The sequence below is a fragment of the Citrobacter sp. RHBSTW-00671 genome, from assembly GCF_014103415.1.
Lineage (GTDB): Bacteria > Pseudomonadota > Gammaproteobacteria > Enterobacterales > Enterobacteriaceae > Citrobacter.
Map to the genome: position 1 here is coordinate 1,938,972 of NZ_JABXPR010000001.1, position 22,464 is coordinate 1,961,435.

The following is a 22,464-nucleotide window of genomic DNA, read 5'->3' on the forward strand; positions in this document are numbered from 1 at the left end:
ACTAGTGGGCGATACTTACATTAAGGCACACTAAGAGGGAATGGTCAATTCTTCGTTATGTAAAATTGCATCAACGGTTTTATCGCCTTATGTTATGGAAATTAATATTATTATTTGCATTAATAATGAATAAACGATCATAAATAAAGAAAAAGGTAATAATTGATTAATGGGGGATATTTTTTTTGACATATATCAAACCCCGTCTGTTATCCGTAACTAAAATTGATGAGCCATTGTGATGTGTATTACATCATAGTTTTAAAGCCAGGTGGGATGCCTGTCTGAATGCCCTCTACAGAAAATACCCCTACATGACGTGAGGGATTCTACTGAGCATCTATGAAACTCAATAAAAATTATATAAGTATTAGAGATAAATGGTGGGCGCTGCCCCTCATCTTACCATCTTTACTGTTGCCGTTATTGAGCACTGCCAATACCTACGCACATATTAGTACCGGTACAGTCGTCCTTTTTTACCTGCCTTTAGCGCTGATGATTAGCCTGATGTTGTTTTTTAGTTGGGCAGCATTACCAGGAATAATCATAGCCATCGGTTGGTACAAATATCCGCAGGTTGGGTTATTTGAAACGCTGTCAATTATTACGCACTTTATAGTTACAATGGTGCTTAGTTGGGGCGGATATAAAGTTTTTTCTCCCCGGCGAAACAACGTGGCGCATGGCGACGCCCATCTGATGTTTCAACGAATATTTTGGCAGGTTTTCTGTCCGGCAACGCTATTCCTGATCCTCTATCAGTTCGCCGCGTTTGTTGGCGTATACGAGAGCAAATCAGGTATGGTGGGCGTTATGCCCTTTAATACCGGAACGTTGATCAACTACCAGGCTATGCTGGTAGGGAACCTTGTTGGTATTCCTCTGTGCTATTTTATCATCCGAACCATTCGAAACCCGCTGCATATACGGGGCTATTTTTCGCAATTAAAGCAGCAAGTTGACACCAAAGTAACGCGCACAGAGTTTGCAGCCTGGTTGATAATATTGACTTTGTTGATGGGTATGCTGTTTATGCCGTTAAATGAACAGAGTTCGATATTCAGCACCAATTATACTTTATCTCTGTTACTGCCTGTCATGTTATGGGGCGCAATGCGTTACGGTTACCGATTTATTTCAATGATATGGACAGTCGTTTTGATAACTGCCATTCATTATTATCAACGCTATATGCCCTGGTATTCGGGGTATGATACACAACTTGCAATTACCTCTTCGAGTTACCTCGTTTTTTCTTTCATCGTAAATTACATTGCCGTGCTGGCAACACGTCAGCGATTTGTCACCCGACGCACGCATCGTCTGGCATATTTTGATCCAATGGTGCATTTGCCAAATCTGCGGGCATTGAACCGAACGCTGAAAAAAGCGCCATGGTCAGTGCTCTGTTTTCTGCGTATACCGGGCATGGAACTGTTGGTGAAAAACTACGGTATTATGCTGCGCATCCAGTACAAGCAAAAACTCGCTCACTGGATAGCGCCGTTGCTGGAACAAGACGAATATGTTTTTCAATTATCCGGTAATGATTTAATTCTGCGTTTTAATACTGAGTCACATCAGCAGCGTATTGAAGCGCTGGATAAACATATCAGGCAGTTTCGTTTTGTCTGGGATGGTATGCCCCTACAACCGCAGGTTGGGATCAGTTTTTGCTATGTTCGCTCACCCGTTAACCACATCTATCTGTTACTGGGGGAGTTAAGCACCATCGCCGAGCTCTCGCTGGCGACCAATATGCCGGAAAATTTGCAGCGACGTGGCGTCATGCACCTGCAGCGGGATCTGAAAGATAAAGTGGCGATGATGAACCGTTTGCAGCAGGCGCTGGAGCATGATCGCTTCTTCCTGATGGCACAGCCGATTTTTGGCGTGCGGGGCGATGTTTATCATGAAATCCTGCTGCGTCTTCAGGGCGATGAAGGTGAAACGATTGCCCCTGATAATTTCTTACCGGTAGCCCATGAGTTTGGGTTGTCATCCAGCATTGATCTGTGGGTTATTGAAAATACGCTGAAATTTATGGCGCAGAATCGGGAGAAAATGCCCGCTCATCGTTTTGCGATCAATTTATCGCCCACGTCCGTATGTCGAGCCAAATTTCCTCACGAAATCAGCCAGTTGTTGGTGAAGTATCAGGTTGAAGCATGGCAATTGATCTTTGAGGTTACAGAGAGCAATGCGTTAACCAATGCGGAGCAGGCCCAGGCAACATTGCTGCAACTGCAAGTATTGGGCTGTCAGATTGCGATCGATGATTTTGGTACCGGCTATGCCAGTTATGCACGGTTGAAAAATGTGAGTGCTGACATCCTGAAGATTGACGGAAGCTTTATCCGTAACATTGTCTCAAATAGTCTCGACTACCAAATCGTGGCCTCGATTTGTCACCTGGCACGGATGAAAAAAATGTTGGTGGTCGCGGAGTATGTTGAAAGCGAAGAAATACGCAGTGCGGTGATTTCTCTGGGGATTGATTATTTGCAGGGCTATCTGATTGGTGAGCCGCGGCCGCTGCATAAAACTCTGGAAGAACAGGTGCCAGTCACGCTGGCACCTGCCGATCACTCACGCAGCGATATCGGGTGAGTTTTCTTCCTCAATTTTAAGGCACCAGCCTGTAACGGCTTCCCAGTATTGCTGCTCTTTTTCCAGATCGAGCAGCACCAGCGCGTTCTGGCTAAACCAGTCGTGCGGGAAGCGTAGCGTCCAGTGGTTATCGTCGGTAATCAACGTGAGCGTCGGCGGCGTAGTCGTTGCCTGGCGCTGGTTGTTGAGCAATACCCCAAGTCGCAGTAGCTGAATTAGCGGTAGGAACTGCTTTTTCTTGAACAGCGTGAAGCGGGGTAAATCATCCAGCTTAACCGCTTTACGATGATAGCGAACCAGGGTCGCCATCATCAGCTGTTGCTCCTGGTTGAAACCTGGCAGGTCGCTGTTTTGCAGGATATAAGCCGAGTGGCGATGCAATCCGCTGTGGTTGATGTTCAGCCCAACTTCATGCAGCATCGCCGCCCACCGGAGCAACGCTTCCAGCTGCGGGTTTGCCAGTTTAGGTTGCTGCACATGCCACTGATCGTACATCTGCATGGTCGTTTCCAGTACGCGTCGGGCTTGTTCGCTGTCGATATTATACTGGTTTGCCAGACTGCTGGCAGTGCGGCTACGAACATCCTGGTGGCGAAAACGGCCTTCCATCTCATACAGTACGCCTTCACGCAGCGCGCCATCGGAAAGTCGAAGTTCACGAATAGCGAGGGCATCAAAAACACCGCACAGTATTGCCAGACCGGGAACAAAAACCGCCTTTCGTTCTTCTGACAGCCCCGGCATGCTGAGTGCTTCAAAGGAAGCATGCTTCAGGACTTCAGTTGTCAGCTTGTCCAGACGTTCAGGGGTGATAAAACCATCTTTCTCACCCATTTCCAGCAGCACTTCATGGGCGGCTTTGATGGTGCCTGAAGCTCCCAGTGCAACGTTCCAGCCCTGAATTCGAAATTGCCAGGTGAGCGTTTCCAGCTTTTGCGCTGCCGCCATACGGGCGCGCTGGAAGTTTTCCCGGCTGATCGCACCACCCGGAAAGTACATCTGGGCAAAACTGACGCAACCCATACGGCGACTTTCGACCAGTTTAGGCTCGAAATCTTCACCGATCACCAGTTCAGTCGAACCCCCACCGATGTCGATAACCAGCTTACGGCCTTTTTCTGGCTGGGTATGCTCCACGCCCATAAAAATCAGTCGGGCTTCTTCGTTACCGGAAATTATTTCGATCGGGTAGGGGATGACCTTTTCTGCTCGCTTAAGAAAATCGGTCGCATTTAGCGCCTGGCGCAAAGTATGGGTTCCCACGATGCAGACGCTGGAGGGAGGAAACCCCTGCAGACGTTCAGCGAAAAGTGACAAACAGCTTAAGCCGCGTTCCATGGCTTCTTCGCTTAGCTTGTTGTCCGCGCCAAGGCCGTCCGCCAGATGTACGCGTTGTTTCAGTCGCCCGATAATTTGCATTGCGCCATCAACCACGCGGGCAATGACCATATGGAAACTGTTTGAACCAAGGTCGACCGCAGCAAATTCCTGCGGTCGTGGAGACTTGTCGTGTATTGGCATAGAGTTAGTCAGGTTGCTCGAGTGATTTGATGTAGTCGTAAATCGCTAATTGTGACTGAACCTTACGGCGGTTTCCGCGTGGTACGTAACGATTACTCAGTTCTTTATCAATAAAACGGGCTTTCACCGTGTCGCTGAACAGGATATCGATAATATCCAGCACGCGCTGCTTAAGGCGTGGGTCAAGAAGCGGTGTGGCAACTTCAATACGATAATCGATGTTTCTGGTCATCCAGTCAGCAGAGGAGAGATACACCTGCTTATCGCCCCCGTTCTCGAAGATATAGACCCGGTCGTGTTCGAGATAGCGGTCAACAATGCTGATAACGCGAATATTGTCGCTGATGCCTTCCAGATTCGGGATCAGTGAGCACATACCGCGGATCAATAAATTAACGGGGACACCTGAACCTGAAGCCGCATACAGGCGGTCAACCAGCCCTTTATCGACCAGATTATTCAGCTTCAGGGTAATGCCAGAAGGCAGCCCTTGCTGTGCATTAGCGATCTCTTTGTCGATCATGCTGTACAGCAGGCGCCGTGAGTTCTGCGGGGAAACCAGCAGATAATCGAACGTTACCGGGCGATACGGGTTTTCGATGAAGTTAAACACCCGACGGACTTCGTTGGTAATGCGTGAATCGGCAGTCAGCAACGAGTAGTCGGTATACAGGCGCGCTGTTTTTTCGTTGAAGTTCCCGGTGCCGATATGCGCATAGCGCACGACTTCATCACCTTCTTTACGCGAAATCAGGAACAGCTTGGCGTGAATTTTCAGCCCCGGCGCGGAGAAGATGACGTGAACCCCCGCTTCGGTAAGGCGCTTAGCCCAATGAATATTGGCCTCTTCATCGAAGCGTGCCTGCAGTTCCACCACCACGGTCACTTTTTTGCCGTTATGCGCGGCATGGATCATCGAGTCGATGATGCGCGAATCTTTTGCCACACGGTAGATGTTGATTTTTATCGCCAGCACGCTTGGGTCGAATGAGGCCTGACGCAGCAGTTCAAGAACGTGTTCAAAGGTGTGATACGGATAATAAAGCAACACATCGCGTTCACGTACGGCATCAAAGCCGTTGCGAAACTTCTCGTTATCGAACCAGATATGGCGCAGACGCGGCAGGGGTTTATTCACCAGGTTAGCTTTGCCAACGTTGGGAAAGTTAATAAAGTCTTTGAAGTTATGATAACGCCCGCCGGGAACAATGGAGTCGTAGCGAGAGATCGTCAGCTTTTCACGCAGTACTTCAACCAGCGCATTGGGCATATCGCGCTGATAAACAAAACGTACAGGCTCCGCGGTCAGACGTTGTTTCAGGCTGGAAGACATGAGCTCCATCAGGCTCGATTCCATCTCATGCACCAAATCGTACTCGGCGTCGCGGGTCATTTTCATCGAATAGGCATTCAGCGCATCGTAATCAAAGAACCCTTTGAAAATGTCGTCCAGGCAATAACGTAAAATGTTGTCCAGCAGGATCATTGGTTTGCGACGACGCGGGGTTTCCGGCGGCAAATTCACAAAGCGAGGAACCTTATCGGATGGAATTTCCAGCAAAGCGTAACGGATCGTATCTCCGCGGATAATTTCCACGGCCAGATAAGTGTAATCGTCTTTTAAAAACTGGACTAAATCCGTCTCGCGGTTAATCAGGATTGGCGTAATGTGCTGACGCAGATATTGCTTGAAGTAGTGGCGTAACCAGCTCTGTTGATTGACTGACAACTGGCGTTCGTTGATCAAGAAGATCTGGTTGCGTGCCATCTCCAGCAGTAATTCGTTGTACAGGCCGTCAAATTCCTGATCGGCTTTTAATACGCGGGCCTGGATTTTGCCTAACAGATGGCGGGAGTGAGAGTTTGAACCCTGTTCTTCGCTAATAATGATACGACGCTTCAGTTCGGCAAAACGTACCTTGTAAAACTCGTCAAGATTATTGGAATAGATGCCTAAGAAACGCATCCGTTCGATCAACGGGTTTGATTTATCAGCTGCCTCCTGGAGCACACGTTCGTTGAACGCTAACCAGCTGAGTTCTTTCTCGATATATAGCTTTTCCTGACCCATTACCACTTTTACTCCGTTTCATTCACGGGACACTACCGATTTATTATGGCGAGCATTGCTCTCAGATGTCCAACTGTGCCAGAAAAATATGACAATAAACCGTCTGATAGCGAAGAGAAAGGGGAGAATAACGCGTAGGCCGGATAAGGCATTTATGCCGCCATCCGGCTTTACAGATTGATGAGCCTATTATTCGTCTGCGGCATAACCCTGTGGTGAGAGGCGATTGCCGTCCAGCCATGCTGCGTTATCGCGCATCTTCAGGCGGCCGTCGGTAAACCAACTGATGACCAGCGGGTAAATCGCATGTTCCTGCGCCTGAACCCGGGCAGTAATATCATCTTCGCTATCGCCTGCAAATACCGGCACCCTGGCCTGGAGAATAACCGGTCCGCCGTCCAGTTCATCGGTGACGAAATGGACGGAGGTGCCGTGTTCTTCATCGCCGTTTTCCAGCACCTGACGATGGGTATGCAGGCCAGGGTACTTGGGTAATAAAGAGGGATGGATATTCAGCAGTCGTTCAGAATAGTGAGCGACAAACGCCGGGCTGAGGATGCGCATATAGCCAGCCAGCACGACGACATCTGGCGCATAGGCATCAATTTCCTGAATCAGCTGGCGGTCGAATGCTTCGCGGCTGGCAAAGTGGCTTGCTTCCAGGGAATGTGCCGGAATATTTTCCTCTCGCGCGCGAACAAGGCCGAACGCATCGGCCTTGTTGCTGAATACTGCACGTAGGGTGCCACTGATTTTTTTCTGTTTGCAGGCATCGATTATTGCCTGCAAATTGCTTCCGTTGCCAGAAATGAGCACCACAATGTTTTTCATTCAATGACCACACGCTGTTCGGAATCAGACGCTTTGATGATACCGATTTTCCAGGCGTTTTCACCTTTTGCATTCAGCAGCGCGAGTGCACTTTCTACTTCGGATTCAGGCAGGGCAATGACCATACCAACCCCACAGTTGAAGGTGCGGTACATCTCGTGCTGACTGACGTTACCCGCAGTTTGCAGCCAGTTGAAGACGGCCGGCCACTGCCATGAGGATTCGTCGATCACGGCCTGCGTGTTGTCTGGCAGTACGCGCGGAATATTTTCCCAGAAACCGCCGCCGGTCAAGTGCGCGATAGCATGCACATCAACCTTCTCGATCAGTTCCAGAATGGATTTCACATAAATGCGTGTCGGCGCCAGTAAATGGTCCGCCAGCGGCTTGCCTTCAAGCTCGGTGGTTTCTGGGTCGCAACCGCTGACTTCAACAATTTTACGTACCAGGGAGTAGCCGTTAGAGTGCGGGCCACTGGAGCCGAGCGCAATCAGCACATCGCCATCAGCCACTTTTGAACCGTCGATAATTTCTGATTTTTCAACGACGCCGACGCAGAAGCCTGCCACGTCATAATCTTCACCGTGATACATCCCAGGCATTTCAGCCGTTTCGCCACCAACCAACGCACAACCAGACTGCAGGCAACCTTCGGCAATGCCGTTGATTACGCTGGCTGCGGTGTCCACATCCAGTTTACCCGTTGCATAGTAGTCGAGGAAAAATAGCGGTTCAGCGCCCTGAACCACGAGGTCGTTCACACACATCGCCACCAGGTCAATGCCGATGGTATCGTGGCGTTTCAGATCCATCGCCAGACGCAGTTTTGTCCCTACGCCATCAGTGCCGGAAACCAGTACCGGTTCACGATATTTTTGCGGCAATGCGCACAGCGCACCGAAGCCACCCAGACCACCCATCACTTCCGGGCGACGAGTTTTCTTTACTACGCCTTTGATTCGATCAACCAGAGCATTACCCGCGTCAATATCAACACCGGCATCTTTGTAGCTAAGAGAGGTTTTATCGGTCACTGCTTGGGTCCCCACGCGTTAACTTGCGGTAGCAATTAAATTCGGCGCAATTCTAACAGGGAAAGCAAACGTTTGCGAGCCTGCTATGCATTGACTTTTATCTGCTGAGTATTTCAGCATTTTATAGTCGTTTATCTATTTGTTTGAACTGCGCCACGAAAATGAAACCGGGTTCAGCCTTGTGCTTGAAACCTGCCTGCTGAATGCACAGTATCGTACTGAAACCGGTTTCTGTTTTCTGTTGCGTGCCACATCGGGTGCGTTTGAACAGTGCAATCACGATAGGGGAAACGTATGTCTGGGTTTAAAGCAGATTTTATGTGGGGTGGCGCTGTGGCCGCTCATCAACTGGAAGGCGGCTGGCAGGAGGGCGGTAAAGGGATTAGCGTTGCCGATGTGATGACGGCTGGGGCCCATGGGGTTGCGCGTGAAATAACCGACGGCGTGATGGCAGGTAAAAATTACCCTAACCACGAGGCCATCGATTTTTATCATCGCTATCAAGATGATATTAAGCTGTTTGCCGAAATGGGCTTTAAGTGCTTTCGTACCTCCATTGCGTGGACGCGTATTTTCCCGCAAGGCGATGAAGCACAGCCCAATGAAGCCGGATTGCAATTCTACGACGATCTCTTTGATGAATGCCTGAAGTATGGCATTGAACCGGTGATTACACTGTCGCATTTCGAGATGCCTTATCACCTGGTGACGGAATACGGTGGCTGGCGCAATCGTAAGCTGATCGATTTCTTTGTCCGTTTTGCCAGAGTGGTTTTCACCCGCTACCAGCATAAAGTGAAGTACTGGATGACATTTAATGAAATCAACAACCAGGCTAACTTCCACGAAGATTTCGCTCCGTTTACCAACTCCGGCCTTAAGTATCAGCCGGGTGAAGACCGCGAACCGATCATGTACCAGGCGGCGCACTATGAACTGGTGGCGAGCGCGCTGGCAGTAAAGGTTGCACGTGAAATCAACCCGGCATTGCAGGTTGGTTGCATGATCGCTATGTGTCCTGTTTATCCACTGACCTGTGCGCCAGACGATATGATGATGGCAATGAACGCGATGCACCGTCGATACTGGTTTACCGACGTTCACGTACGGGGCAAGTATCCGCAGCATCTGTTGAACTACTTTGCGCGCCGCGGCTTCGAACTCGATATTACCGAAGAAGACCGACGAATACTGGCTCAGGGCTGCGTCGACTATATCGGCTTTAGCTACTATATGTCCTTCGCGACGCAGGCAACGGCAGATAACCCGCAGCTGGATTACGACGAATCGAAAAGCCTGGTGCCCAATCCGTATGTGCAGAAATCAGACTGGGGCTGGCAGATTGATCCCGTTGGTCTGCGCTATTCGCTGAACTGGTTCTGGGATCATTATCAGCTCCCGCTGTTTATTGTTGAAAACGGGTTTGGCGCGATTGACGTACAGGAAAGTGACGGCACGGTGCACGATCGGTACCGCATCGACTACCTGGCAGCTCACATCCGTGAGATGAAAAAAGCGGTGGTGGAAGATGGCGTGGATCTTATGGGCTACACGCCATGGGGCTGTATTGATTTAGTGTCAGCGGGAACCGGTGAAATGAAAAAACGCTACGGATTTATTTATGTCGATAAAAATAATGACGGTAGTGGGACATTAGCACGTTCTCCTAAGATATCTTTTTCATGGTATCAAAATGTCATTCGGAGTAACGCTGAATCTCTATAAAATTCAGTGTATTGATATTAAGCCCCGCCCATATTGCGGGGCTTGTTTTATACTCATCTTCCAGACGCAAATGACTTTGGTTGATCCATATCAAGCGTATCCAGTGTTGCGCCAGAGACGAAAAGCGGTATAATCCGGCGATTTTTTTTGTGGTTGCCACTCGTCTGAGGAAAGGAGAAGAGTATGAAGATCGTGGAAGTCAAACACCCACTCGTCAAACACAAGCTGGGACTGATGCGTGAAAACGACATCAGCACTAAACGCTTTCGTGAACTCGCCTCGGAAGTTGGCAGCCTGCTGACTTATGAAGCAACTGCAGGTCTGGAAACCGAAAAGGTGACCATTGAAGGCTGGAACGGCCCTGTTGAAGTAGACCAAATCAAAGGTAAAAAAATCACCGTTGTCCCCATCCTGCGTGCGGGCCTGGGTATGATGGAAGGCGTACTGGAGAACGTTCCGAGCGCGCGTATCAGCGTGGTGGGGATGTACCGTAACGAAGAGACGCTGGAGCCGGTTCCGTATTTCCAGAAACTGGTTTCTAACATCGATGAGCGCATGGCGCTGATCGTTGACCCGATGCTGGCAACCGGTGGTTCCGTTATCGCGACCATCGACCTGCTGAAGAATGCAGGCTGCACCAGCATTAAAGTACTGGTCCTGGTTGCGGCACCAGAAGGTATCGCGGCACTGGAAAAAGCACACCCGGATGTTGAGCTGTACACCGCATCTATCGACCAGGGGCTGAACGAGCAGGGATACATTATTCCGGGACTCGGCGATGCCGGCGATAAGATTTTTGGTACCAAGTAAATGAATAAATAAAAAGAAGCCGACTTTAAGAGTCGGCTTTTTTTTGAATAAAACAACCCAATCGCTACTAACACACAATACTCAGAGGAAAACACTATGACGCGCCGTGCTATCGGGGTGAGTGAAAGACCGCCGCTTTTACAGACAATCCCGCTTAGTTTGCAGCACCTGTTCGCCATGTTTGGTGCAACGGTACTGGTGCCAGTCCTGTTTCATATCAACCCGGCTACCGTCCTGCTGTTTAACGGCATTGGTACGTTGCTGTATCTCTTCATTTGCAAAGGTAAAATTCCAGCCTATCTGGGTTCCAGCTTTGCGTTTATCTCCCCGGTACTGTTGCTGCTGCCGTTAGGGTATGAAGTGGCGCTGGGCGGTTTTATTATGTGCGGCGTACTGTTCTGCCTGGTTTCTTTCATCGTGAAGAAAGCCGGCACCGGCTGGCTGGATGTGATGTTCCCGCCTGCCGCGATGGGCGCAATCGTTGCCGTCATCGGTCTGGAGCTGGCGGGCGTTGCTGCGGGCATGGCGGGATTGTTGCCTGCTGAAGGGCAATTACCCGACTCGAAAACCATCATCATCTCAATGGTGACGCTGGCCGTAACGGTATTTGGCTCTGTGCTGTTCCGCGGTTTTATGGCGATTATCCCGATTTTGATTGGCGTACTGGCCGGTTACGCGCTTTCCTTTGTGATGGGCGTTGTGGACACCACACCCATTGCGCAAGCGCACTGGTTTGCGCTGCCGACGTTCTACACACCGCGCTTTGAGTGGGTTGCGATTCTGACCATCCTGCCTGCGGCATTAGTCGTTATCGCCGAGCACGTAGGCCACCTGGTCGTCACGGCCAACATTGTGAAAAAAGATCTGATTCGTGACCCTGGCCTGCACCGCTCGATGTTTGCCAACGGCCTGTCGACGGTGATCTCCGGTTTCTTTGGTTCGACGCCTAACACCACCTACGGTGAAAACATCGGTGTTATGGCGATTACTCGCGTATACAGTACCTGGGTTATCGGCGGTGCGGCGATTTTCGCCATTCTGCTCTCCTGTGTGGGTAAACTGGCGGCGGCAATCCAGATTATCCCGCTGCCGGTCATGGGCGGTGTATCGTTGCTGCTGTACGGCGTCATCGGCGCTTCCGGTATTCGCGTGTTGATCGAATCAAAAGTCGATTATAACAAGGCGCAAAACCTGATCCTGACGTCTGTCATTTTGATCATCGGCGTAAGCGGTGCGAAGGTTCATATTGGTGCTGCGGAACTGAAAGGTATGGCGCTGGCAACCATCGTCGGCGTTTGCCTGAGCCTGATTTTCAAAGTCATCAGTCTGCTGCGTCCGGAAGAAGTGGTTCTTGATGCTCAAGATGCGGATAGCCCGCAACAGTAAGTCTCTGACCGGGCGGCGACGCTGCCCGGTTCTATCACGACGTATTTCTGTGTTAAACTCATCTCGATTTTATGAAATCCTGGGTTGAGGTATCTCTGAACACACCGGCACAGCTCTCTCTGCCACTTTATCTTCCTGACGATGAAACCTTCGCAAGTTTCTGGCCGGGGGATAACTCCTCTTTACTGGCTGCACTGCAAAACGTGCTGCGTCAGGAACATAGCGGGTACATTTATCTTTGGTCGCGTGAAGGCGCAGGCCGTAGTCACTTGCTGCATGCGGCATGTGCAGAACTGTCTGCACGCGGTGATGCGGTAGGGTATGTGCCGCTCGATAAGCGAACCTGGTTCGTCCCCGAGGTGCTCGATGGTATGGAGCATTTATCGTTGGTTTGCATCGATAACATCGAATGTGTGGCCGGCGATTCGCTGTGGGAAATGGCGATCTTTGATCTCTACAACCGCATCCTGGAATCAGGGAAAACGCGCCTGTTGATAACCGGTGATCGTCCGCCAAGGCAGCTTAATCTGGGACTGCCGGATCTGGCTTCTCGTCTGGACTGGGGGCAAATCTACAAGCTTCAGCCGCTTTCCGATGAAGACAAGCTACAGGCTTTGCAATTGCGTGCCAGATTACGCGGGTTCGAACTGCCGGAAGATGTGGGACGCTTCCTGCTAAAGCGTCTGGATCGCGAAATGCGCACCTTGTTTATGACGCTGGATCAACTGGACCATGCGTCGATCACCGCTCAGCGTAAGCTGACGATTCCCTTCGTAAAAGAAATTTTGAAGCTGTAAGTGCCGCAGCCGAAAAACTGCGGCAGTCTTAAGATTAACCGACGATTTCCAGCACTTGCTCAGGTGGGCGACCAATCCGCGCCTGACCTTTCGCTACCACAATCGGGCGCTCCATCAGCTTCGGGTTTTCGACCATCGCCTGAATCAGCGCATCTTCACTCAAACTGCTGTCCGCCAGGTTGAGCGATTTGTAGAGATCTTCTTTCTGACGCATCAGTTCGCGAGCGCTGGACATGCCCAGCATCTTCAGCAGTTCACGCAGTGTCGCTGCATCAGCCGGGGTTTCCAGATACAGCACGACTTCTGGCTCTACACCGTTAGACTTTAGTAATTCCAGCGTTTCACGGCTCTTTGAGCAGCGTGGGTTATGGTAAATTTTAATCGCGTCTGACATTTTTCTTCCTGTTACATTTTCGTATACGGTTTAAAGCGCTCTTGCAACTGGCGTAGCTGGTCGATACGGGCATCGTATCTGGCCTGCTGCTGGCTACCCAGTTTCACCTGGGAGCTTGCGCTGCTGAGCATCGAGATCGCCTGATCAAGACGGCCCGCCAGCGCATACCCTTCAGCACGCGCGGCCAGCTCCTGATCGCGGTTATTCAGGTTCGCTTCCGTTTGCGCCAACAGATCCCAGCCGTTAGTGTCATCTTTATGGTTAAACGTATAGCGATTCAGGATGGTGGCCGCCTCTTTCGCTTGTCCACCTTGCAAATACGCATTTGCCAGGTTGAGCTGCAATACTGGATTCACGCGCAGGTCACGAGCATTTTTCAGGCGATTAATAGCATCGCTGGTTTTCTTCTGGCCGAGATCGATGTCTGTTGCCAGGTCGAGATACCAGGCATTATTCGGATCTGCCGCCAGCAGCGGCTGTAGCGCTTTACGTGCTTCGTCGTATTTACTGGCTTCCATCGCTTGCAGCGCCCGACCGTACTGCGCAGCGCGCTGTTCGCGCACGTTGCCTTTCGACCAGTTATCCAGTAGATCGCTGGTTAACTGGTTGCGGCCTGAATTGTACATGCCCAGGGTGCGCGCTTTGGCCAAATAGAAATCTTCTGAAGATTGCACGACGACCGGGCGCATCTGGTTGGCGCGGTTACGCGCATCTGCCAGACGGCTTTCTGGCAGGGGGTGAGTCAGAAGAATTTCCGGGGGACGTGTAGAGTAACGGGCCTGATCGAGCAGTTTCTCCAGGAATGTTGGCATGGCCTGGGGATCAAATCCTGAACGTTGCAGCACCTGAATACCGATGCGGTCTGCTTCCTGTTCGTTCTGCTGAGTAAAGCTAATCATCCCCTGGCGAGTACCCGCCAGCGTACCGGTTAGCGCCGCCATCCCTGCCTGCGGGCTGGCCATTGCTAATAAAATCGAGCCTAATGCGCCGACCCATGTCAGCGGTGCGCTACGTTTCTGATCTTCCATCGCACGCGCCAAGTGGCGCTGCGTGACGTGAGAAATTTCGTGCGCCATTACCGACGCCAGTTGGCTTTCGTTATCGGAATAGCGGAACAGCGCTGAGTGCAATACAACGTTGCCGCCAAAAAAAGCGAAGGCGTTTATTTCATCGTTGTTAATTAAAAAGAAAGTGAAGGGTGTTTTTACGGAATCTGCATGCGAAACCAGGCGCATCCCCAGAGCATTAATATATTGGGTTAGCAGCGGATCGTTAATTAACGGCGCGCTACCGCGCAGCTGGCGAACGTAATAATCGCCCATCTGCATTTCTTGTCCAATAGAAAGCGTACTCCCTGCCGAGGTTCCCATATCAGGTAGGGTATCCGCAGTATCAGCAAATGCGGGTGCGACCTGACCGACGGTCAGTGCGGCAATGAGGGTAGCAACCAGGTTTTTTTTCAACTGCCTGAACATAACCTCTGTCCTGTATTCTTTTTTGAGATAGCCATTTGACCAATGCCGCGAAGTATCGTTCACACTCCGTAAGCTTAGCGAGTGTAACTGCGAAACCTGACGATGAACACCCAGGAAAAATGTCTTTTCACTTTGCGTAATCAGCCATAAAAAACGAAGTCTTTTTTGTGACATTTCGATACAATTCGGGATCGCAATCCCGCTATTGAGGTTCAGGGAAGGTTTTATGCTCGAAATGTTGACGCAATGGTATCGCCGCCGCTTTAGCGACCCAGAGGCTATTGCTTTGCTGATTATTCTGGTTGCCGGTTTTGGCATCCTGTTCTTCTTTAGCGGTCTGTTAGCGCCGCTGCTGGTCGCGATTGTGCTGGCTTATCTGCTGGAATGGCCTACCGCCCGGCTGGAAAATATCGGTTGCTCGCGGCGCTGGGCAACGTCAATTGTGCTGGTGGTGTTTGTCGGAATTTTGCTGCTGATGGCGTTTGTGGTAATGCCTGTCGCATGGCAGCAAGGCATCTATTTGATCCGCGATATGCCTGGCATGCTCAACAAGTTGTCTGACTTTGCCGCCACCTTACCGCGACGTTATCCGGCGCTGATGGATGCGGGCATCATTGATGCGATGGCTGAGAATATGCGTTCCCGGATGCTCACCATGGGCGATTCAGTGGTGAAATATTCGCTGGCTTCTCTGGTTGGGTTGTTGACGCTGGCGGTGTATCTGGTGCTTGTCCCACTGATGGTGTTTTTTTTGGTGAAGGATAAAAGCCAGATGTTGAATGCTGTGCGCCGGGTGCTACCGCGAAATCGTGGACTGGCAGGACAGGTCTGGAAAGAGATGAACCAGCAAATCACCAACTATATCCGCGGTAAAGTACTGGAGATGGTGGTGGTCGGTGTGGCAACCTGGCTGGGCTTCCTGATGTTTGGCCTTAACTACTCTCTGCTGCTGGCGGTGCTGGTGGGGTTCTCTGTGCTCATCCCGTACATCGGCGCGTTTGTGGTGACGATTCCGGTTGTTGGCGTGGCGTTGTTTCAGTTCGGACTCGGCACGGAGTTCTGGAGCTGTTTCGCCGTGTACCTGATAATCCAGGCGCTGGACGGCAATCTGCTGGTTCCCGTACTCTTCTCCGAAGCCGTAAACCTGCATCCATTGGTGATTATTCTGTCGGTAGTTATTTTCGGCGGCCTGTGGGGATTCTGGGGCGTTTTCTTTGCCATTCCGCTGGCGACGTTAATCAAAGCCGTGGTCCATGCCTGGCCGGATGGTCAGACGGTTGACGATCGCTAATCCATCAGTTCCGACGGCGCCATGCTGTCGGAACTGAACTTATCTGACCTCTATCCACACTTTCTGAATAATGTCCTCCGGTATCGTTTTACTCCACGTTTGTCTTTAACTTGGCCCTCGTGATGCTTTTTTCGTCACGCAAGGAATAAGACCAACAGGAGAATTCAATGGGTCACAACATACACGCGCAACAAAAAGTGGGATGGGGCGGCTATCTCGCTTTTTTTATCACAATTGTCCTTTTTTCCGGCATGTTTGCGAAAAGTACCGAATGGTGGCGGGTATTTGACTTTACCGTCCTCAACGGCGCATTTGGGCAGATTAATGCGGCGGGCGACACGGCGGTCTCTTTTCGCGGTACGGGTGGTATGGGGGCAAAAGATGGCTTTTTATTCGCACTTGAATTGGCACCTTCCGTCATTCTTTCTCTCGGGATTATTTCTGTAACCGAAGGGCTTGGGGGGCTGCGTGCGGCACAACAGCTGATGACGCCCGTTCTGCGCCCTTTACTCGGTATCCCGGGGGTGTGCTCGTTGGCGCTGATCGCGAATTTACAAAATACCGATGCGGCGGCCGGGATGACCAAGGAAATGGCCGAAGAGGGGATCATTACCGAGCAGGAACGCGCCATCTTTGCCTGTTGGCAAACCAGCGGTAGTGCGTGCATCACTAACTATTTTTCGTCAGGCGCAGCCCTGTTTACGATGGTCACCGTACCGGTAATCACGCCGCTGGCGGTGATCCTTGTCTTCAAGTTTATAGGGGCTAACCTGCTACGGTTGTGGATCACACAGCTTGAACATCGCCGTATGCAGCGGGAGGACAGAGATGACAACACACGTACGTAAAAATGTCATGGATATATTTATCGATGGCGCACGACGCGGGTTTACCATTGCCACGACCAGTTTGTTACCTAACGTGGTGATGGCGTTTGTGATTATTCAGGCGCTGAAGGTGACGGGGTTACTCGACATCGTAGGCAGGGTATGTGAACCGGTCATGGCGTTGTGGGGGCTGCCGGGGGAGTCTGCCACCGTGCTGCTGGCGGCGGTGATGAGTATGGGAGGCGGCGTCGGCGTTTGTGCAAGCCTGGTTGTCGCAGGTACGCTTTCAGGACATGATGCTACGGTATTGCTACCGGCTATCTACCTGATGGGGAATCCGGTACAAAATGTGGGTCGTTGTCTGGGAACGGCGGGAGTCCATCCTCGCTACTACCCGCTGATTATTGCAGTTTGTGTGATTAATGCGCTGCTCTCTATTTGGGTTATGCAGGTTATTGCCTGACAAGGAAGGTTATGAACTGTTCCATTCTTAATTTGACGTTGTTCCAGCATGGACACGTATACGCACCTGAAGATTTAGGCCAACAGGATATTCTGGTTTCTGGCGGTAAAATTGTCGCCATCGCCCCGTCTATCGCGGCAGAAGATTTTCCCGGCTGTGAGTGCATCAATCTTGATGGGGCAATTGTGTGTCCCGGCTTTATCGACCAACACGTCCATCTGATTGGCGGCGGCGGAGAGGCAGGGCCACATACCCGCACGCCGGAAGTGCGCTTGTCGCGACTGGTTGAAGCCGGTATCACTTCCGTTGTGGGATTGTTGGGAACGGACGGGATTACCCGTCATCCTGAGTCGTTGCTGGCAAAAATTCGTGCGCTGGAATGTGAGGGGATCAGCGCCTGGATGCTCACCGGGGCATATTCTCTACCTTCACCTACGATAACCGGCAGTATTGACCGCGATGTCGCGCTGATTGACAAAGTGATTGGCGTGAAATGCGCAGTTTCGGATCATCGATCCTCCGCCCCGAATGCAACGGCGCTGGCGAACATGGCAGCGCAGTCGCGTGTTGGCGGGTTATTAGGGCAAAAACCCGGGATTAGCGTCTTTCATATGGGGGACAGTCCACGCATGCTGGAACCGCTATATGAAATTCTGGCGTGTTGCGATGTGCCGATGACCAAACTGTTGCCAACGCATGTTAATCGCGCGGAACCGTTGTTTCAGGCAGCGCTGGAGTATGCCCGCAAAGGAGGTTATATCGATATCACCAGCAGTATTGATGAGCCTGTTGATCCGGCAACGGCGATTGCTACAGCGTTGCGCCACGAAGTGCCGCTATCGCGTATTACCCTGAGCTCGGATGGCAACGGTAGCCAACCGGAATTTGATGCGTCCGGTAATCTGACAGGGATTGGCGTCGCAGGATTTGAATCACTGGCGGAAACGCTGCGTCAACTGGTGCAGATTCATGCGATACCGCTGGAACAGGCGCTATGCCCGCTTACACGCACAGTCGCGGAGTTTCTTGGGTTTGCGCATAAAGGGCGTCTGGCGGTGGGATGCGATGCGGACATTCTGGTGCTGAACGACGCGCTGGAAGTGAATGACCTGTGGGCGAAGGGGAAAGCCGTGGTGAAAGAGAAAAAGGCGTGCGTTAAAGGGACGTTTGAGTAACCGGGCGGTTATCTGCCGGATGGCGACGCTAAAGCGTCTTATCCGGCCTACGTGCGTGCATTTGTAGGCCGGATAAGGCATTCACGCCGCCATCCGGCATTTCACGGTCAGGCGTTGTCCAGAACCCAGTTCAGCACGATGTCGTGGTGATTGCTGGTTTTGAAATCATCAAACACATGTTCAATTTTGCCTTCGGCATCAATCAGGAAGCTGATGCGGTGGATGCCATCGTAGGTCTTACCCATAAATGACTTTTCACCCCAGACGCCAAACTGCTCGCAAACCTGATGATCTTCATCAGACAGGAGCGTGAAGTTAAGCACTTCTTTCTCCGCAAATCGGGAAAGCTTTTCTGGTTTATCGGTGCTTATCCCCAGCACCTCAACACCGGCTTTTTTTAACTGATCCATGTTATCGCGCAAGCCACAGGCCTGAACGGTACAGCCGGGCGTCATGGCTTTCGGGTAGAAATAAACCAGAACACGCTGTCCCTGGAAGTCGGTTAAATTTACTTGTTCTCCGTCTTGATCCGGCAAGCTAAATTTCGGTGCGATATCACCGGCTTTCAGTGGGTTCATTACTTAACTCCATCCTGTTCATCATGCTGTGAGTAATTGACGACGTTAATACTGCCTTGCGCATTGAGTTCTGTACAGAGTGCTTTAAACGCATCCTCAATATTTGCCGAATCATGTGACGCAGGACTATGTGCGGTAATTTGAATAAACAACTGTGCAGCCTTGCCGTTTTCTGCCGGCTGTGTGCGCGAAACCAGTTCCGCAATATTCATTTGGTGGCTGTCAAAAAGGGCGGTAAAGCGCTCAATCAAATGAGGCGAGTCGGGGACATCGACCTGCACCCATACCGTAGCGGGCATCGCTGGGCGGGGGCGAGCGGTCGTACGCTTCATCACAATCAATAAATCCAGCTCTGCGCCTTTCAAAGGCAGGGTTGATTCAATCAGGGTGATGGCATTCCAGGTTCCGGATAACAGCATGATAAACGTAAACTCGTCACCCAGCATGGCCAGTCGGCTGTCTTCGATATTACAGCCGCAACTGCTGACATGACGGGTGATAGTGTTCACAATTCCCGGGCGGTCAGCACCCAGCGCAGTAATGACCAGATAGTGTTGCGATGGCGATGTCAAACCTGTTCTTCCTTTGAGCGGTGAGGTAATCATAAGGAAAGCATAAAAAAAACATGCATACAACAATCAGAAGGGCTATGGTCGCTTGCTTTTATTGTCGTACCAAACGTACCATTGAGACACTTGTTTGCACAGAGGATGGCCCATGTTCACGGGAAGTATTGTCGCGCTTATTACGCCGATGGATGAGAAAGGTAAAGTCTGCCGGTCGAGCCTGAAAAAACTGATTGATTATCATGTCGCCAGCGGCACCTCGGCGATCGTTTCGGTTGGCACCACCGGTGAGTCCGCTACCCTGAGTCATGATGAACATGGCGATGTGGTAATGATGACGCTAGAGCTGGCCGATGGGCGTATTCCGGTTATTGCCGGAACTGGCGCCAATGCGACCGCAGAAGGCATTAGTCTGACGCAGCGTTTTAACGACAGCGGTGTTGTCGGCTGCCTGACGGTGACGCCTTATTACAACCGCCCAACTCAGGAAGGTTTGTTCCAGCATTTCAAAGCCATCGCGGAACATACTGACCTGCCGCAAATTCTGTATAATGTGCCGTCCCGTACTGGCTGCGATATGCTGCCGGAAACCGTTGGTCGCCTGGCGAAGGTAAAAAATATTGTCGCTATCAAAGAGGCCACAGGGAACTTAAGTCGTGTTCACCAGATCAAAGAGCTGGTTTCGGACGACTTTATTCTGCTCAGCGGTGATGACGCGACCGGACTGGATTTTATGCAGCTCGGTGGTCATGGCGTGATTTCCGTAACGTCTAACGTTGCGGCACGTGATATGGCTGAAATGTGCAAACTGGCGGCAGCCGGGCAATTTGCCGAGGCGCGGGTGATTAACCAGCGTCTGATGCCGTTACACAACAAACTATTTGTCGAACCCAATCCTATTCCCGTGAAATGGGCGTGTAAGGAATTGGGACTTGTGGCGACCGATACGCTACGTCTGCCGATGACGCCAATCACGGACAATGCTCGTGAAATCGTCAAAGCGGCGCTTAAGCATGCCGGTTTGCTGTAAAGTTTAGGGAGATTTGATGGCTTACTCAGTACAAAAGTCGCGCCTGGCCAAGGTTGCGGGTGTTTCGCTTGTTATGCTGCTCGCGGCCTGTAGTTCTGACTCGCGCTATAAGCGCCAGGTGAGCGGTGATGAATCCTATCTGGAGGCCGCACCGCTTGCTGAGCTTCACGCGCCAGCTGGGATGATTCTGCCGGTTATGACCGGCGACTATAACATCCCGGTAACCAACGGCAGCGGTGCCGTGGGTAAAGCGCTGGATATTCGCCCACCGGCTCAGCCGTTAGCATTAGTTACTGGCGCCCGTACTCAGATCGCGGGCGATACAGCGACATTGTTGGTGGAAAATGGTCGTGGCAACACGCTGTGGCCGCAGGTCGTGAGCGTTGTTCAGTCTAAAAACTACACCATCGCGAAACGTGATGATGCCAGTCAGACGCTGACCACCGATTGGGTTGACTGGAACCGTCTGGATGAAGACGAACAGTACCGTGGACGTTATCAAATCTCGGTTAAACCGCAGGGCTATCAGCAGGCGGTGACGGTGAAACTGATTAACCTCGAGCAGGCGGGTAAACCGGTAGCCGATGCGGCATCCATGCAGCGCTATAGCGCTGAGATGATGAACGTTATCTCTGCGGGTCTGGATAAGAACGCCACTGACGCCGCGAATGCCGCGCAGAACCGTTCTGCCGCGACGATGGACGTTCAGAGTGCTGCAGATGACACCGGTTTACCGATGCTGGTGGTACGTGGACCGTTCAACGTGGTGTGGCAGCGTCTGCCGGCAGCGCTGGAAAAAGTGGGCATGAAAGTGACCGACAGCACCCGTTCTCAGGGCAGCATCGCGGTGACTTACAAACCACTGTCAGACAGTAACTGGCAGGAGCTGGGCGCAAGCGATCCGGGTCTGGTATCCGGCGACTACAAACTGCAGGTCGGTGATTTAGACAACCGCAGTAGTTTGCAGTTTATCGATCCGAAGGGGCATACCCTGACGCAAAGCCAGAACGACGCGCTGGTCGCCGTCTTCCAGGCAGCGTTCAGTAAGTAAAAATAAAGGGCTGGATAACTCCAGCCCTTTTTTTCTGATATGATACGCAAACGTGTGCGTCGGCAGAAAAACGCAATATTTATCGTTAATTCACACCCAGGAGTAATAAAGATGCAAAAGCAAGCTGAGTTGTATCGTGGTAAAGCGAAGACCGTATACAGCACGGAAAACCCGGACCTGTTGGTGCTCGAATTCCGCAATGATACGTCAGCAGGGGATGGCGCGCGCATTGAACAGTTTGATCGTAAAGGCATGGTGAACAACAAGTTCAACCATTTCATTATGACTAAACTGCAAGAAGCGGGCATTCCTACCCAGATGGAGCGACTGCTTTCCGATACCGAATGTCTGGTGAAAAAACTGGAGATGGTACCGGTTGAATGTGTGGTACGTAACCGCGCGGCAGGCTCACTGGTTAAGCGTTTAGGCGTTGAGGAAGGTATTGAACTGAATCCGCCGCTGTTTGATCTGTTCCTGAAAAACGATGCTATGCACGATCCAATGATTAACGATTCCTATTGCGAAACTTTTGGTTGGGTGAGCAAAGAGAATCTGGCGCGTATGAAAGAGCTGACCTACAAAGCCAACGACGTGCTGAAAAAGATGTTCGATGACGCAGGCCTGATTCTGGTCGACTTCAAACTTGAGTTTGGCTTGTACAAAGGCGAAGTGGTGCTGGGCGACGAATTTTCACCGGACGGTAGCCGTCTGTGGGATAAAGAAACGCTGGATAAAATGGACAAAGATCGCTTCCGCCAGAGTCTGGGCGGGCTGATCGAAGCCTATGAAGCCGTCGCGCATCGTCTGGGTGTGAAGTTAGACTAAT

The 22,464-nt window shown here is 51.2% G+C and carries 20 protein-coding genes; 12 read left to right on the forward strand and 8 right to left on the reverse strand.

Annotated elements, in window-relative coordinates; all coding sequences use genetic code 11:
- Nucleotides 1-342: 342 nt before the first annotated feature.
- Complete coding sequence (locus HV261_RS09190) at nt 343-2,613, forward strand: sensor domain-containing phosphodiesterase (protein WP_202038073.1); 2,271 nt, start codon at nt 343-345, stop codon at nt 2,611-2,613.
- Here the strand turns inward: HV261_RS09190 and ppx are convergent.
- The 4 genes from ppx to purM form a co-directional block, all read right to left on the reverse strand.
- The gene (gene ppx / locus HV261_RS09195) at nt 2,593-4,134 is read right to left on the reverse strand and encodes an exopolyphosphatase (RefSeq protein WP_202038074.1); all 1,542 of its coding nucleotides are present in this window, start codon (nt 4,132-4,134) and stop codon (nt 2,593-2,595) included. The two genes, HV261_RS09190 and ppx, sit on opposite strands and share 21 nt — an antisense overlap.
- Nucleotides 4,135-4,138: 4 nt before the next feature.
- On the reverse strand, nt 4,139-6,205 hold the full coding sequence (gene ppk1, locus HV261_RS09200) for a polyphosphate kinase 1 (protein ID WP_202038075.1): 2,067 nt from the start codon (nt 6,203-6,205) through the stop codon (nt 4,139-4,141).
- Nucleotides 6,206-6,394: 189 nt separating this feature from the next.
- Nucleotides 6,395-7,036, reverse strand: coding sequence for a phosphoribosylglycinamide formyltransferase (gene purN / locus HV261_RS09205; protein WP_202038076.1), 642 nt, complete (start codon nt 7,034-7,036; stop codon nt 6,395-6,397).
- A complete protein-coding gene (gene purM / locus HV261_RS09210) occupies nt 7,033-8,070 on the reverse strand; it encodes a phosphoribosylformylglycinamidine cyclo-ligase (protein ID WP_137384776.1) in 1,038 nt (345 codons plus the stop codon). The genes purN and purM overlap by 4 nt, the downstream gene beginning before the upstream one ends.
- A gap of 294 nt (nt 8,071-8,364) precedes the next feature.
- Between purM and HV261_RS09215 the strand changes: the two genes are divergently transcribed.
- The 4 genes from HV261_RS09215 to HV261_RS09230 all read left to right on the forward strand — a co-directional run bounded on the left by HV261_RS09215 (nt 8,365) and on the right by HV261_RS09230 (nt 12,788).
- Nucleotides 8,365-9,795: a 6-phospho-beta-glucosidase gene (locus HV261_RS09215; protein WP_202038077.1), complete on the forward strand. Its 1,431-nt coding sequence runs from the start codon at nt 8,365-8,367 to the stop codon at nt 9,793-9,795.
- 183 nt (nt 9,796-9,978) lie between these two features.
- On the forward strand, nt 9,979-10,605 hold the full coding sequence (gene upp / locus HV261_RS09220) for a uracil phosphoribosyltransferase (RefSeq protein WP_137384774.1): 627 nt from the start codon (nt 9,979-9,981) through the stop codon (nt 10,603-10,605).
- A gap of 96 nt (nt 10,606-10,701) precedes the next feature.
- A complete protein-coding gene (gene uraA / locus HV261_RS09225; protein WP_202038078.1) occupies nt 10,702-11,991 on the forward strand; it encodes a uracil permease in 1,290 nt (429 codons plus the stop codon).
- Nucleotides 11,992-12,086: 95 nt separating this feature from the next.
- On the forward strand, nt 12,087-12,788 hold the full coding sequence (locus tag HV261_RS09230; protein WP_211924219.1) for a DnaA inactivator Hda: 702 nt from the start codon (nt 12,087-12,089) through the stop codon (nt 12,786-12,788).
- Nucleotides 12,789-12,822: 34 nt separating this feature from the next.
- Here the strand turns inward: HV261_RS09230 and arsC are convergent, their stop codons facing one another.
- Together arsC and bepA are read right to left on the reverse strand one after the other, a co-directional pair.
- Nucleotides 12,823-13,182 (reverse strand): arsenate reductase (glutaredoxin), encoded by a 360-nt coding sequence (arsC, locus tag HV261_RS09235; RefSeq protein ID WP_137384773.1) that lies wholly within the window; start codon nt 13,180-13,182, stop codon nt 12,823-12,825.
- Nucleotides 13,183-13,193: 11 nt separating this feature from the next.
- The gene (bepA, locus tag HV261_RS09240) at nt 13,194-14,657 is read right to left on the reverse strand and encodes a beta-barrel assembly-enhancing protease (protein ID WP_202038079.1); all 1,464 of its coding nucleotides are present in this window, start codon (nt 14,655-14,657) and stop codon (nt 13,194-13,196) included.
- Between the two features lie 226 nt (nt 14,658-14,883).
- Here bepA and HV261_RS09245 point away from each other — a divergent pair, with 226 nt between their 5' ends.
- From HV261_RS09245 to iadA, 4 genes are all read left to right on the forward strand, one after another.
- Nucleotides 14,884-15,948 carry an AI-2E family transporter gene (locus HV261_RS09245; RefSeq protein ID WP_005121878.1) on the forward strand — a complete coding sequence of 355 codons (1,065 nt, stop codon included), beginning with the start codon at nt 14,884-14,886 and terminating at the stop codon, nt 15,946-15,948.
- A gap of 167 nt (nt 15,949-16,115) precedes the next feature.
- Complete coding sequence (locus HV261_RS09250) at nt 16,116-16,796, forward strand: nucleoside recognition domain-containing protein (protein ID WP_202038080.1); 681 nt, start codon at nt 16,116-16,118, stop codon at nt 16,794-16,796.
- Entirely contained in the window at nt 16,777-17,238 is a 462-nt protein-coding gene (locus HV261_RS09255) for a YjiG family protein (RefSeq protein ID WP_202038081.1), read from the forward strand. Before HV261_RS09250 ends, HV261_RS09255 begins: the two co-directional genes overlap by 20 nt.
- Nucleotides 17,239-17,249: 11 nt before the next feature.
- A complete protein-coding gene (gene iadA / locus HV261_RS09260) occupies nt 17,250-18,413 on the forward strand; it encodes a beta-aspartyl-peptidase (RefSeq protein ID WP_202038082.1) in 1,164 nt (387 codons plus the stop codon).
- Nucleotides 18,414-18,520: 107 nt separating this feature from the next.
- Here iadA and bcp read toward each other — a convergent pair whose 3' ends face one another.
- Both bcp and HV261_RS09270 read right to left on the reverse strand, forming a co-directional pair.
- Nucleotides 18,521-18,991, reverse strand: coding sequence for a thioredoxin-dependent thiol peroxidase (gene bcp, locus HV261_RS09265; protein ID WP_202038083.1), 471 nt, complete (start codon nt 18,989-18,991; stop codon nt 18,521-18,523).
- Nucleotides 18,991-19,563 (reverse strand): glycine cleavage system transcriptional repressor, encoded by a 573-nt coding sequence (locus HV261_RS09270; protein WP_005121884.1) that lies wholly within the window; start codon nt 19,561-19,563, stop codon nt 18,991-18,993. The genes bcp and HV261_RS09270 overlap by 1 nt, the downstream gene beginning before the upstream one ends.
- A gap of 145 nt (nt 19,564-19,708) precedes the next feature.
- Here HV261_RS09270 and dapA point away from each other — a divergent pair, with 145 nt between their 5' ends.
- From dapA to purC, 3 genes are all read left to right on the forward strand, one after another.
- Nucleotides 19,709-20,587 (forward strand): 4-hydroxy-tetrahydrodipicolinate synthase, encoded by an 879-nt coding sequence (gene dapA / locus HV261_RS09275; RefSeq protein ID WP_202038084.1) that lies wholly within the window; start codon nt 19,709-19,711, stop codon nt 20,585-20,587.
- Between the two features lie 16 nt (nt 20,588-20,603).
- On the forward strand, nt 20,604-21,638 hold the full coding sequence (bamC, locus tag HV261_RS09280; protein WP_048210947.1) for an outer membrane protein assembly factor BamC: 1,035 nt from the start codon (nt 20,604-20,606) through the stop codon (nt 21,636-21,638).
- Nucleotides 21,639-21,749: 111 nt separating this feature from the next.
- Nucleotides 21,750-22,463, forward strand: a complete 714-nt coding sequence (gene purC / locus HV261_RS09285) for a phosphoribosylaminoimidazolesuccinocarboxamide synthase (RefSeq protein ID WP_003835086.1) — start codon at nt 21,750-21,752, stop codon at nt 22,461-22,463.
- Nucleotide 22,464 lies beyond the last annotated feature (1 nt).